This is a genomic window from Bradyrhizobium sp. USDA 10063, from assembly GCF_054063735.1.
This window is the reverse complement of sequence record NZ_JBSSGP010000002.1, coordinates 150,979-167,215: the sequence shown is the minus strand read 5'-3', so window position 1 is coordinate 167,215 and position 16,237 is coordinate 150,979. Positions and strand designations below refer to the sequence as shown.

Here is a 16,237-nt window from a genome sequence, read left to right as displayed (position 1 = left end):
TGGTTCGGACGACGTGTTTTCGGTTCTATTTGCGCCGAACCGCCTGTGCATGCTCCATGTACATATGCTCGACCGACCGGTCGAGGGAAGCAATCTTCTCAAAACCGCGGCGCCAGTCCTGCAGATGGCGCCGCGTCCACTGCACCCCCGCCGCCTTGTCGCGCCGCCGGATCGCCTCCAGCAGATGACGATGCGCCTCGACCAGGCGCGAGGCACCCTGCGCGACATGGCTCACGATCATCTCGGTGGTCGGAAAGAACAGTTGCGCGGCCGGCTCGCGCGCGAGCTGCAGCACGCGGTTGTGCGAGGCTTTTGCCACCAGCATATGAAAATCCGCGTCGCATTCGGCGAGCGCCGCAGGATCGCCGATCACCTGCTCGCTACGCGCCAGGTTCTCGGCGAGTTCGGCGATGTCCTCTTCCGTGGCACGTTCGACCGCGCATTCCGTGCTCGCGACCTCGAGCGTCATCGACGCCTCGAACAATTCGCGGAAGGTGACCTCGTGGAGCACCAGCGCACGGCTGAGCCGCGTCGCGAGCTTGTTGTAGCGCGGCAGGCAGGCCTGCAGGCGGCGGCTGGAATCGCGGCGGAGCAATCCGCCCTCCTCCAGCACCCGGATCCCCTCGCGCACCGTCGAGCGGTTGACGCCGAATTGCCGCACCAGCTCAAGCTCGGTCCCGATCGGGTCGCCAGGCTTGATCCGGCCGCTGACGATCTCGCGTTCGATCGCGTCCGCCACCTTCTGGTAGGCAGGCGCGACGTCAATCCGTCGAAACAGCGGCGAAGCGGGCAAGGTTGGCCTCAATGTCGGTTGTCCGACAAAGTATCCTGGCCGCGAGGATACGTCAATTCGGCCTTCTGCAAGCCGTTGCTGTCAACCTGATTGACTTCACTGGAACCCAAATCTAGTTTGTCCGACAAAGTTATAAAAACACGGAGGAGACCCCATGAAGCCCATCGCCAGGATGGTGTCGACGGCTTGCCTGTTGTCGGCGCTATTGATCGCACCCGCATCCGCGCAGCAGCCGGCCACGGCGCCGCTGAAGATCGGCGTGCTCACCGATTTCTCGTCGGTTTATTCCGATATCGGCGGCGCGGGGAATGTCGAAGCGACCAAGATGGCGATCGAGGAATTCGGCAGCTCCATGTTCGGCAAGCCGATCGAGATCGTCTCCGCCGACGTGCTGAACAAGCCGGATATCGCCGCCTCCATGGCGCGCAAATGGTGGGAGAACGAAGGCGTCGACATGATCATCGATCTGCCGACGTCCGCGACCGCGCTTGCGGTGATGGAATTGTCCAAGCAATACGAAAAGATCATGATCGTCACGGACGCCGCGAGTTCTGATATCACCGGCAAATCCTGCGGCCCCTACGTCGCGCACTGGACCTACGACACCTATTCCAACGCCCACACGGTCGGCAGCGCCATCGTCAAGAACGGCGGTGACACCTGGTACTTCATCACCGCCGACTATCTGTTCGGCCATTCGATCGAGCGCGACACTGGCGATGTCGTGAAAGCCGCCGGCGGCAAGGTGCTCGGCAGCGTCAGGCATCCGCTCAACACGCCGGATTTCTCCTCCTTCCTGCTGCAGGCGCAGGCGTCCAAGGCCAAGATCATCGGGCTCGCCAATGGCGGCGGCGACACCATCAATACGATCAAGCAGGCCGGCGAATTCGGCATCGTCGCCGGCGGGCAGAATCTCGCGGCGATCGTGATGTTCATCTCTGATGTGCACAGCCTCGGGCTGAAGCTTGCACAGGGATTGATCGTCACCGAGGCCTACTATTGGGACCTCAACGACAAGACCCGCGCCTTCGGCAAGCGCTTCTTCGAGCGCATGAAGCGGATGCCGACCATGAACCAGGCCGCGACCTACAGCGCGACGCTGCATTACCTGAAGGCGGTGCAGGCCGCGGGCACCAAGGAGACCAAACCCGTGATGGCCAAGATGCGCGAAATGCCGGTGCGCGACGCCTTCACCGACAACGGCGTGCTGCGCGCGGACGGCCGCATGGTGCACAGCATGTTCCTGTTCGAGGTGAAGAAGCCCGAGGAATCCAAGGCGCCCTGGGACTATTACAAGGTACTGGCCGAGGTGCCCGGCGACCAGGCCTTCCGCCCGCTGAAGGACGGCGGCTGTCCGCTGGTGAAGTGAGGAAGGTTTTGTGTCGCGTAGGTTGGGCAAAGCGCAGCGTGCCCACCATCACAAGCGGAGTGCGTATGGTGGGCACGGCGCAAGAGCGCCTTTGCCCACCCTCATATGGGGCTTTGTGAGTCAAGGCTCTTGAACCGGTGCGGGTTGGGTTTTTGCAGTGAGAGGGCGGCGCGCGGAGCCATGCGTAGCGCAGCGCGACGACCGGGCCCCGGGCGAGGATTGGCTTCCGAAGATTTCTGCAGCTCACTGCATCACCTCATATCCGGTCGGATCGGCTGATCCGTACCCACATTCCGCATGCTTGCGGCGAGGAAGCCAAGAGGATGAGACCCATCTACAAAGCGGCCTGGTTGGGCCCCTGGGTGGCACGGTCATCATCCATCCTGTACGGGGCGCGCGGCGCGGAGCCGCCTCGCCCTGGTGGCGTGGTCCGGTGCTAGGCCTTCATCACGGCCTGCTCCGGAACAAGGCCGGTGGTGAGATAGCGCCACAGCGCCACGATCAGCTTGCGCGCCAGCGCGACGATGGCGATGCGCTTGGCGCGCTTGCCGGCGTTTTCGGTGCGGGTGCGGAACCAGCGGCTGAGCGCGCTGTCCGGCTGATGGCGCAGCCAGAGCCAGGCCAGTTCGATCGTCTTGTGGCGGGCGCGCCGGTTGCCGGCCTTGCTGATCCCCTGCTCGCGATCGATGCTGCCGCTTTGCCAGGGACTGGGCGCCAATCCGCAATAGCTGGCGACCTCGCGCCGGTTGCGGAAGTCCTTGTAGAACACCTCGTTCACCAGCGTCGCGGCAAACGCCGGGCCGAGCGCCTTGAGCTGCTGCAACTGATCCCGTCGCTTCGCCATCGGCGCCGGCGCCGCGGCGGCTTCCGCCGCGACTTCTGCCGCGACTTCTGTAGCGACTTGGGCCTGCTCCAGCGCCTTGAGCTGGTCGCGCACCAGCATCAGCCGGGCATGCTCGCGCTTCACTTCGGCCAGAAGCTGCGGCGGCAGCGGCTGCCCTTGCCAGTCCCGCTGCTGCTCCAGCCAGGCGAGCCAGGTCCGTCGTCGCAAGGTGCCGGCCGCCATGCCCAACAGGCGCAGCAGCGCCTTGATCCGGTTGGTGTGCCCCGTCTGCTCCTTCACCAGTCGTTCGCGTTCGCGGCTGGCGCGCCGGGCGTCCTCCTCGGCCACGCTCGGCACCCGGACGATCCGCACCACCCGCGGCTCGCCTCGCAAATGAGCCATCAAGGTGCGCAGCAGAAGCTCGCCATCGATCCGGTCTGTCTTCGCCCGCCGCGCCCGTTGCTCCACCGCGATGCTCGCCGGGTCGAAGATGAAGTTGGTGATCCCAGCCGCCGCGAGCAGCCGGTGCAGCCAGAAGCCGTCATAGCCAGCCTCGTAGCAGCTCACCACCCGCGGCGCCGCTCCAAGCTTCGCAGTCGCCCGGGCCTTGACCTGCTCGATCAGCGCCAGCAGCCCGGCGTGATCGCCGCCTTCCAGCTTGTGGCGCGATATCCGGTCCCGATCCGGACTGTGCAGCGTCACCAGCCACGTCTTCTGACTCAGTTCGATCGCAACGAAAATCGTGCCACAATGCCCGGCGGTGGGCGTGTTCTTGGTCAATGCTTGCATCAGACTCTCCGATGGTTCGAGTGTGGAAACCCAAACCTACCGGAAAGGGCGCGCTCACCGCCCCATGGAATCTACAAAGCTTGGCTTACGCCTTGCCGTAGTCGTAAAAGCCCCTGCCGGTCTTGCGGCCGAGATAGCCGGCGTCGACCATCTCCTTGAGCAGCGGCGCCGCGCGATATTTCGGATCGTTGAAGCCCTTGTAGAACACGTCCATCACCGACAGCATGGTGTCGAGCCCGATCAGGTCGGCGAGCGCCAACGGGCCGATCGGGTGGTTGCAGCCGAGCTTCATGCCGGCGTCGATCTCCTCGGCGGTGGCGATGCCCTCCTGCAGCGCGAAGATGGCCTCGTTGATCATCGGGCAAAGGATGCGGTTGACCGCGAAACCGGGGCTGTTCTTGGCTGTGATCGCGACCTTGCCGACGCGCTTCGCAAACGCTTCCGCCTTGGCCAGCGTGTCGTCCGAGGTCTGCAGGCCGCGGATCAGTTCGAGCAGGGCCATCACCGGGACGGGATTGAAGAAGTGCATGCCGATAAAGCGGTCGGGACGATCGGTTGCGGTGGCAAGCTTGGTGATCGAGATTGACGACGTATTGGTCGCGATCAACGCCCGCGGGTTCAGCGTGGCGCTGACGTCCTTCAGGATCTTGAGCTTCAATTCCTCGTTCTCGGTCGCCGCCTCGATCACGAGGTCGCAGGCCGCGAGCTTGGCCTTGTCGGTGGTCGCAGTGATGCGCCCGATCGCGGCATTCTTGTCGGCTTCGGTCATCCTGTCCTTCTTGACCAGGCGGTCCAGGCTGCTGCCGACGGTTGCCAGCCCGCGCTGCACGGCCGCATCCGAGATATCGACCATCACCACCTGAAGCCCGGCGGCTGCGCTGACCTGGGCGATGCCATTGCCCATAGTGCCAGCCCCGATGATGCCAACGGTTTCGATCATTGCTCGTATCCTTCTCGCAAAAACGCGCAGGCCTTGCGCCGGCGCACACAGACGGCTGCGGCGACCAGCCGGCCGCCGCCGACGCCCATGGTTAGCAGGGCCTCGCGTCCAAGGATACGGGACAATTTCGGCGCAAGGGCACCGGTCGGTCGACGAGACGAGCGTTCCCGCTCAGCAGCAGCAAGGCCCGCGGAGCTGGAGGTCAGTCTGGTCGGGCTTCGGCTTTGTCTCGAGCGAGTCGAGCGTGTACGTATTGGCGCAATAGTCGCGATGATGCAGGGCGGCGGTTCCGGCCTCGAGCTCGCGGTTGCAGCGGGATTTCTCGATGCAGAGCGCGCACACCCGCCTCATGTCGTGCAGCACGCCCGGTTCCTCGCGCTTGATGGCGTTTTCGTCGATGCCGAGCGCGCTCAGCATCTTCGGCAATTCGTCGGCGCCATGGGGCCCCCGGGCAACCAGCATCTCAAGCTCGGCCGGCGAGATGCGAAGATCATGCGCGACAGAACAGGCCTCCGCCGCGCTGAGGCTGCGGATTTCGCCGATGTCGCGGAACCGGTCAACCCACCCTGTGACCTTACCGATCAGCCTGCCCGCAATCGATTCCGTCCGTGTTGCCGATGCCATGGCACCCTCCCGCAGTTCTGAGCAGCTTGACTATCGGCCTGCACAAAGCCGCCGTCATTGCGCCAGATCAAACGCCCCGGTGCGCGGCCGACGGTCCCGGGGTCGTCGGCGTTTCGTCATCGTCGGAGATCGCCCGCCAGGCGGCGCCTTCGAGATCGTCATACTGGCCGTTCTTCAACGACCAGAGGAATCCAAGCAGCCCGAACAGGCCGAGCAGCAGCGCCAAGGGCACCAGGAACGCGATCACTTCCATCACACCGCCTCCTGCCGCACCCGGCGTCCGCGCAGCGCGTTCAGCATCACCAGGATCGAGGAGCCCGACATCGCCGCGGCCGCGATCAGCGGCGTCACGAAGCCAAGAATAGCGATCGGCACCGCTAAGAAATTGTAGCCGACGGCGAGATAGAGGTTCTGCCGCATCAGCCGCAGCGCCTTCCGCGAATAGTCGATGGCGGCGATAACCGGCGCGAGCGGCTTGCCGAGGAAAACAAGGTCCGCCGTTGCCTGGCTCAGATGCGCGGCCGAGATCGGCGACATCGAGACATGCGCGGCCGCCAGCGAGGGCGCATCGTTCAAGCCGTCGCCGACCATCATCACCTTGACGCCCTGCCGCTTCAGTTCCTCGATGCGCGCGATCTTGTCCGATGGCGTCACGCCGGCGCGCCATTCGGCAATGCCAAGCGTCTCGGCCGCGGCCCGCACCGCCGGCGCGCGATCTCCCGACAGGATCTCGACCGCGATGCCACGCCGCTTCAGCGCCGCGACGGTCTGGCGCGCATCCGGCCGCAAGCCCTGGCGAACCGCGAAAACGTAGCGCTTCTCGCCGCGAGCAAACGCCACCACTGACGCCTCGGGATCGCGGCTCAGGATGTCGAATGCGAGGTCCTCCGCCTTGCAGAATGACGGACGCCCGAGCCTCACCTCTTCGCCGCCAAAGCTGCCGCGCACCCCCTGCCCCGGCTCTTCCGTGACGCCGGGCAGCGGCGATTTCGCACCGGCCGCGCGCGCCAGCGCCGCGGCGACCGGATGGTGGCTTGCCAGCGCGAGGCGGCCTGCCAGTTCAAACACATCGGCCGGCACGGAAGCTGAATTCACCACATCAAGTTCGGGCAAGGTCAGCGTTCCCGTCTTGTCGAAGATGACGTGGTCGACCTCGGCAACGCGCTCGATGGCATCGCCCGAATTGATCAGCACGCCGGCACGGAACATCGCGCCTGCGGCAATTGTCTGCACCGTCGGGATCGCAAGCCCCAGCGCACAGGGACAGGTGATGATGAGCACCGCGATCGCAGTGATGACGGAATCGTGCAAGCTTGCGCCGGCGACCAGCCAGCCGATCATGGTCAAGAACGCGGTTGCATGCACCACGGGCGCATAGAGCCGCGAGGCGCGGTCCGCGAGCTGCACATAGCGCGAGCGCGCCTGCACGGCGTGATCGAGCAATCGCTGGATCTCCGCCAGCAGCGTGCCTTCGGCAGCCGCCGAGACACGGATGCGGAGGGCGCCGGAGATATTGAGCGAACCGGCATAGACCGCGCTGCCGGCCTCGGCGGCCGCGTGCCGCGTCTCGCCCGTGATCAGGCTCTGGTCGATCTCCGACCTTCCGTCGATGACCGTGCCGTCGACTGCGGAACGCTCGCCGGGCCGTAGCAGCACGATGTCGCCGGCCCGGATCGCTGCCGCCGGCACCACCGAAATCTCGTCGGGTCCGACGAATTTCGTCGCGGTCTCGGCCTTGAGCGCGGCAAGATTGCCGGCGACCGCGCGGGTCCGCCGCCGCATGCTCTGGTCGAGATAGCGCCCGACCAGGAGGAAGGTGAGCAGCATGATCGCCGCATCGAAATAGGCGTGCTCGGCATGTCCGATAGTCTCGACGATGGACATGCCAAGCGCCAGGATCACGCCGATGCTGATCGGCACGTCCATGTTGACGTTGCCGGTGCGCAGCGCGTTGAATGCCGAGCGGAAGAACGGCCGGCCGGCATAGGCGGCTGCCGGCAGCGCGATCAGCGCCGACATCCAGTGGAAGAAATCGCGCTGCTCCGGCAGCATGTCGCTGACATTGCCCGACCATACCGGAATCGACAGCATCATCACGTTCATGGTCGCGAACGCCGCAACGCCGAGGCAGCGCAGCAGGAAGCGCGAGTTCTCGACCTCGGCGGCTTCCGCGCTGACCGTCTCGAACGGATAGGCCTTGTAGCCGAGCTCGGCCAGGCGATCGATGAAGCGCGCCGGGTCAAGCACGCCCTCCTTCCATTCCAGCGCCACACGGCGGTCGGTGAGGTTGACGCGCGCCAAGGTCACATCGGGAAGCGCCGAAAGCCCGCGCTCGATCTTCGACATGCAGCCGGCACAGCTCACGCCCTCGACCGCAAGATCGATATGCGCCAATCCCGAGCCGAGATGCTTGACGTAGTGCGAAAAGTCCCGTGTCGCCTGCATCACGCCCTCTTAATTCAGCACCACGCGGTTCCTGGACAGGAACACGCGCTTTCCCTGAGCCTCGCTTTCCAGCACCAGCTCCCATTGACCGGGGCCGATCGCGCTGCCCTTGCCGCGATAGCGGCCGCCGCCGGCCTCCGACAGCTCGATCGCCTGGTCGGCGCGCCGGTCGGTCGGTCGCTCAAGGCGGGAGGTGAATTGCAATCCGGTCAGCGGCCTGCCCTTGCCGTCGCGCGCCTCGATTTCGAGCGCGGCACCGCCATTGGCATCGCGCGCCAGATGCGCATCGACCTTCCAGTTGCGGGCGTCCTGCTCGCGCGCGGCGACGATCTCCTTCTCATAGGCGAGGCTCGCCGCGTAGGCGCTGTCGACGTCGGTGCCTGGCAGCGTCACGGTTGCAAGCTTGATCATCGTGACATTGACGCCGATCACCACGCCGAAGAACGCGACCAGCATCACGAGCACCTTGCGGCCGGTCAGCGGTTTCTCCGATCCGTATTCCCTGCTCATGACCGTCCTGCTTCCTGTTACGGCGCGACGAAATTGTCGGTGGCGGAGGCGACTTCGCCGAGGCCGATGTCGGTGACGCGGAATTTCACCGGGATCGACTTCTCGGGATTCCTGTCGGAGGGCGCGGTGACCAGCACGCGCAGCTCGGTGGTGCCGTCACGCCCGAGCACGATCATCGGCCGGTCGGGCGTGATCGAGTCGCCGCCGACGACATGGAGCTTGGCATCCTGCGGGCCGTCGATGTCGATCGCTACCACGCGGTCGAAACCGCGCTTGTTGAGGAATCGGATCGTATAGGCGTTGCGGATCGAGCCGTCGCTGAGCTTCACCGCAACCGGGTTGCGGTCGTGCAGCACGTTGATGTCCAGCAGCGAGCGCGTCGCGAGCGCATAGAGCATGATGCCGCCGACAAGCGCGATCAGGGCGGTATAGATGATGGTGCGCGGCCGCACGATGCGATAGATCGGCGGCTTTCCTTCCATGCGGCGCTGGATATTGATGTCGTTGTCGTAGCTGATCAGCCGCGTCGGCCGGCCGATCTTCTTCATCACGTTGTCGCAGGCGTCGATGCACAGGCCGCACTGGATGCAGTCGAGCTGCGGTCCGTTGCGGATGTCGATGCCGGTCGGGCAGACCGCGACGCATTGATAGCAATCGACGCAGTCGCCGGCGTGTTGACCCAGCGCACGCAGCTCGTTCGCCTTCTTCACCGACATGCGCTTTTCGCCGCGGTCGTAGCGATAGGTGACGTTGAGCGCCCATTCATCCGTCAGCGCCGCCTGGATACGCGGCCACGGGCACATATAGACGCAGACCTGCTCGCGCATGAAGCCGGCGAGCAGATAGGTCGTCGTAGTCAGGATCGCGATCCAGATATAGGCGATCGCCGGCGCCTGGAAGGTGACGAGCTCTTTGACGAGCGTCGGTGCGTCGGTGAAATAGAGCACCCAGGCGCCGCCGGTCCACCAGGCGATCATCAGCCAGATCGAATGCTTGAGCACAAGCTCGGAGATGCGCTCCAGCGTCCAGCGATGGGCGGAGGCATCCTTCTTCATCCGCTCGCGCCGGTCGCCCTCGACCAGGCGCTCGACCGCGTAGAACAGGTCGGTCCAGACCGTCTGCGGGCAGAGATAGCCGCACCAGATACGGCCGCCGACCGAATTCATCAGGAACAGCGTGATCGCGGCGAGGATCAAAAGCCCGGTGAAGTAATAGACTTCCTGCGGCCACAGCTCGATGAAGAAGAAATAGAAGCGGCTGTTCGGCAGATCGATCAGCACGGCCTGGTCGGGTGCGCCGAGGCCGCGATTCCAGCGTACGAAAGGCAGGAAATAATAGACGCCGAGGCAGAACGCCATCAGGCCCCATTTGATCCGGCGGAAGGTCCCGGAGACCTTCTGCGGGTAGACCTTCTTGCGGGCCGCATAAAGCGGCCCGACATCTTCGACTTGGTCGGGGTCTATCTGAACGATCTTGTTCATGGGCCGGGATTCTTCTGGCATCGTAGGAGGAGAGGCTACCCCCTCCCCCCGATACCTGGTTGATCCAGCGCAAACAGGCGGACTATTCGCTGCTTATTTGCCGCCACCTAGCGTGTGCACGTAGACCGCAAGCGCCTTGATGGTGGACGGATCGAGCCGGCCGACCCAGGCCGGCATCACGCCCGCGCGACCGTTGGTGATGGTCTCGATCACGGTCGCCTCGTCCGAGCCGTAGAGCCAGATCTTGTCGGTGAGATCGGGCGCTCCGAACTCCTGGTTGCCCTTGCCGTTCTCGCCGTGGCAGCTCGAACAATTGTCGGCAAACAGCTTGGCGCCGGCGGCGGCATTGTAGCCCTGGCTCGTCGACAGGCCCGAGAGCGAGCGGACGTAATTGGCGACCGTCACGATCTCATCCTTCTTCAGGATGCCATCCTTGCCGAAGGCGAGCATCGCGCCCTCATGCGCCTTGGCGTTGCCGGAGCGCGCGCCAAACTGGATGGTCCCAAGGATCTGCTCGAGCGAGCCGCCCCACAGCCAGTCGTCGTCGTTCAGGTTCGGAAAGCCTTTGGCGCCGGCGCCGCCCGAGCCGTGGCAGGGCGCGCAATTGTCGCCGAACGCCGCCTTGCCGCGCGCACGCGCGAGCGCCAGCAGCGCCGGATCCTTCTCGATGTCCACGAGCGAGGCCGCGCCGAGCGCGACCATCTTGTCGCCGCGGATCTTCTCGAGGTTGGCCAGTTCGACGCCGACATCGGCACGCGACGAATAGTTGAACAGCCCGGTGGTGTTGCTCCACAACAGCGGCCACGCCGGATACACCACCCAGTAGCCGATCGCCCAGATGATGGTGGCGTAGAACGTGTACACCCACCAGCGCGGCAGCGGCGTGTTGAGTTCCTTGATGCCGTCCCACTGGTGACCGGTCGTGGTCTTACCGGAGACTTGATCGAGTTCGGTGTCAGCCATGGTCTCTCACTCCTCCCGCAGCGGAATCCGCGCTGCCTCATCGAAGGCGGCCTGGTTGCGGGGCCAGAGCGCATAGATCACGATCGCGACGAACAGGCCGACGAAGATCGGCGTCCACACGCTCGTCACGAGGTTCGACGCCAGATTGTGAACCGTCAGAATTGCTTTCATCGTCCCGTCTCTCAGCGAAGATTGGCTTTTTCGTTGTAGAGCTTGAAGTCGACCAGCGTGCCGAGCATCTGCAGGTAGGCGACCAGCGCATCCATCTCGGTCGGCGCCCCGCCTTTGCCGTCGAAATTGCGGATCACGGCCTTCGGATAGCGTTTTGCAAACGCGTCGGTACCGGCATTGTCAGGGTCGGCCTGCGCCTTGAGGTCGGCGACGGCGTTGGCGATCTGCTCGTCGGTATAGGGCACGCCGACCGTGCGATTGGTCTTGAGGTGATCGGCGATTGCATCGGGATCGATCTCGGTCTTCGCGAGGAAGGGATAGCCCGGCATCACCGACTGCGGCACGATCGCGCGCGGATTGATCAGGTGGGTGACATGCCACTCATCCGAATATTTGGCGCCGACCCGGGCCAGGTCAGGCCCGGTCCGCTTCGAGCCCCACTGGAACGGATGGTCGTACATGCTCTCGGCCGCCAGCGAGAAGTGGCCGTAGCGCTCGACCTCGTCGCGCAGCGGGCGCACCATCTGCGAATGGCAGAGATAGCAGCCTTCGCGCACATAGATGTTGCGGCCCGCGAGCTCGAGCGGCGTGTACGGCCTGACGCCGTCGACCACCTCGATCGTGCTCTTGAGGTAGAACAGCGGCGTGATCTCGACCAGGCCGCCGATCGCGATCACGACCAGGATGCCCGCGATCAGGATGATCGAGTTCTTTTCGAAGATTTGGTGGCGGGTCCAAAAGGACATCTTGACGCTCCTTATTCCGCCGGCTGCAGCGCGAGCGGCGTGGTGACCTCCACCTCGCCCACACGCACCGTCATCCAGAGGTTATAGGCCATGATCAGCGAGCCGATCAGGAACAGCGCGCCACCAGCGGCGCGGATGATGTAGAAGGGATGCATCGCTTCCACGGTCTCGATGAAGGAATATTCGAGGAAGCCGAGCGAGGTGTAGGCGCGCCACATCAGGCCCTGCAGGATTCCCGAGACCCACATCGCGGAGATGTAGAGCACGATGCCGATGGTCGAGATCCAGAAGTGCCAGTTCACGAGCTTCAGGCTGTACAGCTGCTTGCGGCCCCACAGCCACGGCACCAGGCAGTACAGCGCGCCGAAGGACACGAAGCCGACCCAACCCAGCGCACCGGAATGAACGTGGCCGATGGTCCAGTCGGTGTAGTGGCTCAGCGAGTTCACCACCTTGATCGACATCATCGGACCTTCGAAGGTCGACATGCCGTAGAACGCAACCGAGACCACCAGCATGCGCAGCACCGGATCGGTGCGCAGCTTGTCCCACGCGCCCGACAGCGTCATCAGGCCGTTGATCATGCCGCCCCAGGACGGCATCCAGAGCATGATCGAGAAGGTCATGCCGAGCGTCTGCGCCCAGTCCGGCAGCGCCGTATAGTGCAGATGGTGCGGGCCGGCCCAGATGTAGAGGAAAATCAGCGCCCAGAAGTGGATGATCGAGAGACGGTAGGAATAAATCGGCCGCTCCGCCCGCTTCGGGATGAAGTAATACATGATGGCGAGGAAGCCGGCGGTCAGGAAGAAGCCGACCGCATTATGGCCGTACCACCACTGGAACATCGCATCCTGCACGCCGCCCCAGGCGATGTAGGACTTCGAGCCGAACACCGACACCGGAAGTGCCGGGTTGTTGCCGAGGTGAAGGACGGCGATGGTGACGATGAAGGCGAGATAGAACCAGTTGGCGACGAAGATGTGCGGTTCCTTGCGCTTGAGTATCGTCGCCAGGAACACCAGCAGATAGACCACCCAGACGATCGTCAGCCAGAGATCGGAGTACCATTCCGGCTCGGCGTATTCCTTGGACTGCGTCACGCCCAGGAGATAGCCGGTGCCGGCGACCAGGATGAAGAAATTGTAGCCGAGCACGACGAACCATGGAGCGAGATCGCCGGCCAGCCGCGCCCGGCAGGTCCGCTGCACCACATAGAAGGAAGTCGCGACCAGCACATTGCCGCCGAAGGCGAAGATCACCGCCGAGGTGTGCAGCGGGCGAAGCCGGCCAAAGCTGGTCCAGGGCAGATCGAAATTGAGCCAGGGCCAGGCAAGCTGGCAGGCGATCAGGAGTCCGACCGTAAATCCGGCAATGCCCCAGAACATCGCCATGAACGAGGCGAACTTGATCGGGCCGAGATTGTAGTTCGGCTTGCCGTTGATCTGCTGCGGCGGCAGCGCCGCCGGGCGATCGAAATAGCGGTTGACGATGGCGAAGGCTGCGGCGGCGCTGGCCACTGCGGCGAGCGAGGCGTGGAAGGCAAACGGCGCATCCAGCGCCTTGGCCGCGGCGAACGCGCACACGAAGGCCGCCACCGTGAAGAATAGCGTCAACCCCGCTTCGCCGTGGGTCATCCATTTCGTGGATTGAACTTGCTGCATGTTTGATTCTCTTTGCAGGGGCGCCTGCCCCATCAGCCCAGCTTTGGCCGCCGCGTCCTTGATCGAGATCAACCGCGATCAGATGCCCCTTGAATGATGCGCGCTCGCACCAGCCTTGAGCCTTTTCAGCGACGGTCAACCGATCAGAAAGGACGACGCTTGCGCACTTCCGGCACCGGCCGCCGCGCCCCCGGCGCGTGGATGCTCGCCCAGGCGAGCACCCCGGCGAAAACCACGAAAACTGAAACGACGGCTGCGGAAACCAAGATCGAGTCGACGGGCATAGCGACCTCCATTGAAGCTCGCCCGAATATCGTCGCTCTTGGAGAGTCGTCTTTGACTTCGATCAAAAACGAGAGAGCAGAGAAGCCCCGGCCATGACGCAGCAGGGTTCAGGCTGCAGAGAGCGCCTCGGCGCGTGCCGCATCGAGCAGGCTGATGCCGCCCGTAAGAATGCGGATGATGCCGTCGCGTTCGAGCTTGGTGAAGGTGCGGCTCACCGTTTCGATGGTGAGTCCCAGATAGTCCGCGATATCGAGCCGCCCCATCGGCAGCGGCAGCACTTCGCCGGCGCGCCCGATTCCGGTGAGCCGATCGCGCCAGCCGAGCAGGAAGCTCGCAACCTTCTCCTCGGCGGAACGGCGTCCGAGCAGAACCATATGTTCCTGCGCCCGGCTCAATTCGCGTCCTGCGAGTTCGTTGATACGGCGCAGGAAGCGCGGCCGGTTTTCAGAAAATCGCGCGAAGCTGACCCTGGAGAATTGGCAAAGCAACACCGCGCCGATCGCATCGGCCGAGAATTCATACTGCGGCGAGCCGGCAAGTCCGAGGAAATCGCCGGGCAAGGCAAAACCGACGATCTGCCGGCGGCCATCCGGCAACAGCTTATAGAGACGCAGGACGCCTTCAAGCACGCTGAAGAACGACGTCGCCATGGTCGCCTGCGCAAACACCGTCGTGCCGCCTTCGCATTGAATATGGCGCGACAGGTTCGCCAGCTCCCATAGCTCGGTCTTGTCGAGCGCGGCGCAGATCGCAAAGCCGCGTACCGCGCAATCGGTACAGGTTTGCCGATGAGAACCTTCCAGGAGAGAAACCTTCACACGCCGCTCCGAATGACCACCGGCGGGCATCCTTCAGCGCGCCGCGCGGATTTAGCGCAGTCTAGCGTCCACACCGCCGGGGTGTTGATGCAGATCAATCGCCACCACCCCTGCGAAGCTATTTTGAAACCGACGCTCCGCCCATCGCGGAGCTTTTTGATAGATGGGTCTGCAATGCTGCAATCCACCGCACGCCAGGTTCTCATCGCGCTGATGCTGACGACGTCAGCGCTCGCCGCCTCGCCGTCCGAGCAGCGCGGCCGGACCTTCGCGCTCAACAATTGTGCCCGCTGCCACTCCGTCGACAAGGTCACCAAGAGCCCGCTCAAGATCGCGCCGCCCTTCCGCACCCTGCACAAGCGCTATCCTGTCGAGACGCTCGCGGAGTCGTTCGCGGAAGGCATCCAGACCGGACATCCCACGATGCCGGAGTTTCGGCTCGACCCGGACCAGATCCACGACCTGCTGTCGTACCTCAAGACGCTGGAATAGCGCGATGGCGCCTCGCCCCGCGAGCTTGACGCAAATCAACCACGGCATGGCCAGCGCCGGTAACAGTTCTTCATCATGCAACAGGGGTGAACGCGATGTTCAACACGACCCATCTGAACGACGAGCTGCAGGCCCTGAAGATCGATGTGTCGCGCCTTCTCAATACGACCGGCGAGGGCATACGCGACACAGCAAGTGCAAGCGCCGACGCCTTCGCCACACGCATCAAGGAAGCGCTGGAGGAATTGAGCGAGGTCCTGAGCGGCGAAGAAACTCAGGTCCGTCAGTTGATTTCGGAACGGCCGATTACCTCGCTCGCCTCCGCCTTTGCGCTGGGCGTGGTCGTCGGCTTCGTCATGCGGAGGTAGCAAAGTGAACACCGAAAACATCGTCAGGCAGTTGCGCGTGCTCTGGCGCACCGACAGGATCATCGCCGATATCCGCCTGCGCCACCTCCTGATCGGCCTCGGCCTGCGAGCCTTCGCAGGGCTCATCGCGGCGTTCGGACTTCTGATGTTCGAACTGTCGGCCTATTTCGCGCTGGTCCAGGTCTGGAGCGCGGTCACGGCCGCGGCGATCCTCGGCGCAGCCAACTTCGCCATCGCGGCGATCCTGTTTGCCCTCGCGCTCCGGCAGCCGTCAGGCCGCGAGCTCGATCTCGCCACCGAGATCCATGGCGCTTCCGTCGAGGCGCTGCAGGTCGAGGCACGCGCGCTGCAATCGCAGGTCTCCGGACTGGTGCACAATCCCCTGAATGGAATCCTGCCCATGCTGGTGCCGCTGATCGGCATCATCATCAACAGCCTGAAGAAGCCCGCGGCGGAGCATGCCGCAAAGGACCACGCCTGACGCGGCATGCCGCGCCGATCGAACCGAGTAGAGCGATGACAACCACACCCAAGAAGCCGATCCTCAACACGTCCCTGCCGCCGCAGTTCCGCAAGATCCGCCTCGAGCTCGCGCGCGAGCCTGATCACCCCGAAGGTGACGCCGGCGCCGGCTATGTGATGGTCGCGCCGCTCGACGAGGACTACAGGATCGACCAGAAACTGTGGCGGGCCAACCGCGAGGCGTGCCGGGTGGTGCGGCTCCGGCCCGACGAGGAATATATCCTCGGCCATCTCGTCCATCACCAGGGCGGCGGCTGGGTCTTGCACTATGACGGCACGCCCGGCACGCCTGACGAGATCGGCTTCCACTTCAAGGACGAACACTTCGTCCCCGGCGAATACGTCTCGATCGGCGAAGGCGACAAGATGCACACCTACCGCGTCACGATGGTGTCACGGCTTTAGCTGCGCGCCCTTCTTCACCTCTCCCGCTTGCG

General features: G+C 64.2%; 19 protein-coding genes. 5 read left to right on the top strand and 14 right to left on the bottom strand.

The annotated features are described in order from the left end of the window. Window positions 1-25 precede the first annotated feature (25 nt). Complete coding sequence (locus ACVJGD_RS02770; protein ID WP_456632920.1) at window positions 26-793, bottom strand: FadR/GntR family transcriptional regulator; 768 nt, start codon at window positions 791-793, stop codon at window positions 26-28. Window positions 794-947: 154 nt separating this feature from the next. Between ACVJGD_RS02770 and ACVJGD_RS02765 the strand changes: the two genes are divergently transcribed. Continuing rightward, a complete protein-coding gene (locus ACVJGD_RS02765) occupies window positions 948-2,162 on the top strand; it encodes an ABC transporter substrate-binding protein (protein ID WP_456632919.1) in 1,215 nt (404 codons plus the stop codon). 436 nt (window positions 2,163-2,598) lie between these two features. Here ACVJGD_RS02765 and ACVJGD_RS02760 read toward each other — a convergent pair whose 3' ends face one another. The 13 genes from ACVJGD_RS02760 to ACVJGD_RS02700 all read right to left on the bottom strand — a co-directional run bounded on the left by ACVJGD_RS02760 (window position 2,599) and on the right by ACVJGD_RS02700 (window position 14,418). Continuing rightward, window positions 2,599-3,774 (bottom strand): IS110 family RNA-guided transposase, encoded by a 1,176-nt coding sequence (locus tag ACVJGD_RS02760; protein WP_456632918.1) that lies wholly within the window; start codon window positions 3,772-3,774, stop codon window positions 2,599-2,601. Window positions 3,775-3,859: 85 nt separating this feature from the next. Then, window positions 3,860-4,714 carry a 3-hydroxybutyryl-CoA dehydrogenase gene (locus ACVJGD_RS02755; RefSeq protein ID WP_456632917.1) on the bottom strand — a complete coding sequence of 285 codons (855 nt, stop codon included), beginning with the start codon at window positions 4,712-4,714 and terminating at the stop codon, window positions 3,860-3,862. Between the two features lie 171 nt (window positions 4,715-4,885). Next, on the bottom strand, window positions 4,886-5,338 hold the full coding sequence (locus ACVJGD_RS02750; RefSeq protein WP_456632916.1) for a hypothetical protein: 453 nt from the start codon (window positions 5,336-5,338) through the stop codon (window positions 4,886-4,888). Between the two features lie 67 nt (window positions 5,339-5,405). Beyond that, complete coding sequence (ccoS, locus tag ACVJGD_RS02745; RefSeq protein ID WP_208820454.1) at window positions 5,406-5,591, bottom strand: cbb3-type cytochrome oxidase assembly protein CcoS; 186 nt, start codon at window positions 5,589-5,591, stop codon at window positions 5,406-5,408. Continuing rightward, window positions 5,591-7,783: a heavy metal translocating P-type ATPase gene (locus ACVJGD_RS02740; RefSeq protein ID WP_456632915.1), complete on the bottom strand. Its 2,193-nt coding sequence runs from the start codon at window positions 7,781-7,783 to the stop codon at window positions 5,591-5,593. Before ACVJGD_RS02740 ends, ccoS begins: the two co-directional genes overlap by 1 nt. Before the next feature lie 9 nt (window positions 7,784-7,792). Next, window positions 7,793-8,293 (bottom strand): FixH family protein, encoded by a 501-nt coding sequence (locus ACVJGD_RS02735; protein ID WP_456632914.1) that lies wholly within the window; start codon window positions 8,291-8,293, stop codon window positions 7,793-7,795. A 17-nt stretch (window positions 8,294-8,310) separates the two neighbouring features. After that, on the bottom strand, window positions 8,311-9,774 hold the full coding sequence (ccoG, locus tag ACVJGD_RS02730) for a cytochrome c oxidase accessory protein CcoG (protein ID WP_456632913.1): 1,464 nt from the start codon (window positions 9,772-9,774) through the stop codon (window positions 8,311-8,313). Window positions 9,775-9,867: 93 nt separating this feature from the next. Further along, complete coding sequence (ccoP, locus tag ACVJGD_RS02725) at window positions 9,868-10,737, bottom strand: cytochrome-c oxidase, cbb3-type subunit III (RefSeq protein WP_456632912.1); 870 nt, start codon at window positions 10,735-10,737, stop codon at window positions 9,868-9,870. 6 nt (window positions 10,738-10,743) lie between these two features. Beyond that, window positions 10,744-10,908, bottom strand: coding sequence for a cbb3-type cytochrome oxidase subunit 3 (locus tag ACVJGD_RS02720; protein ID WP_225117714.1), 165 nt, complete (start codon window positions 10,906-10,908; stop codon window positions 10,744-10,746). Window positions 10,909-10,919: 11 nt separating this feature from the next. Continuing rightward, the gene (ccoO, locus tag ACVJGD_RS02715) at window positions 10,920-11,654 is read right to left on the bottom strand and encodes a cytochrome-c oxidase, cbb3-type subunit II (protein WP_456632911.1); all 735 of its coding nucleotides are present in this window, start codon (window positions 11,652-11,654) and stop codon (window positions 10,920-10,922) included. Window positions 11,655-11,665: 11 nt separating this feature from the next. After that, window positions 11,666-13,288 carry a cytochrome-c oxidase, cbb3-type subunit I gene (gene ccoN / locus ACVJGD_RS02710; RefSeq protein ID WP_456640144.1) on the bottom strand — a complete coding sequence of 541 codons (1,623 nt, stop codon included), beginning with the start codon at window positions 13,286-13,288 and terminating at the stop codon, window positions 11,666-11,668. Window positions 13,289-13,458: 170 nt separating this feature from the next. Then, a complete protein-coding gene (locus ACVJGD_RS02705) occupies window positions 13,459-13,599 on the bottom strand; it encodes a hypothetical protein (RefSeq protein WP_456632910.1) in 141 nt (46 codons plus the stop codon). A 108-nt stretch (window positions 13,600-13,707) separates the two neighbouring features. Continuing rightward, window positions 13,708-14,418, bottom strand: a complete 711-nt coding sequence (locus ACVJGD_RS02700) for a helix-turn-helix domain-containing protein (RefSeq protein WP_456632909.1) — start codon at window positions 14,416-14,418, stop codon at window positions 13,708-13,710. A 174-nt stretch (window positions 14,419-14,592) separates the two neighbouring features. Here ACVJGD_RS02700 and ACVJGD_RS02695 point away from each other — a divergent pair, with 174 nt between their 5' ends. From ACVJGD_RS02695 to ACVJGD_RS02680, 4 genes are all read left to right on the top strand, one after another. Next, window positions 14,593-14,910 (top strand): c-type cytochrome, encoded by a 318-nt coding sequence (locus tag ACVJGD_RS02695; RefSeq protein WP_456632908.1) that lies wholly within the window; start codon window positions 14,593-14,595, stop codon window positions 14,908-14,910. 95 nt (window positions 14,911-15,005) lie between these two features. Next, window positions 15,006-15,278, top strand: a complete 273-nt coding sequence (locus tag ACVJGD_RS02690; RefSeq protein ID WP_456632907.1) for a hypothetical protein — start codon at window positions 15,006-15,008, stop codon at window positions 15,276-15,278. Window positions 15,279-15,282: 4 nt separating this feature from the next. Further along, window positions 15,283-15,759 (top strand): phage holin family protein, encoded by a 477-nt coding sequence (locus ACVJGD_RS02685; protein ID WP_456632906.1) that lies wholly within the window; start codon window positions 15,283-15,285, stop codon window positions 15,757-15,759. A 35-nt stretch (window positions 15,760-15,794) separates the two neighbouring features. After that, window positions 15,795-16,205: a hypothetical protein gene (locus ACVJGD_RS02680; protein ID WP_456632905.1), complete on the top strand. Its 411-nt coding sequence runs from the start codon at window positions 15,795-15,797 to the stop codon at window positions 16,203-16,205. Window positions 16,206-16,237: the final 32 nt, after the last annotated feature.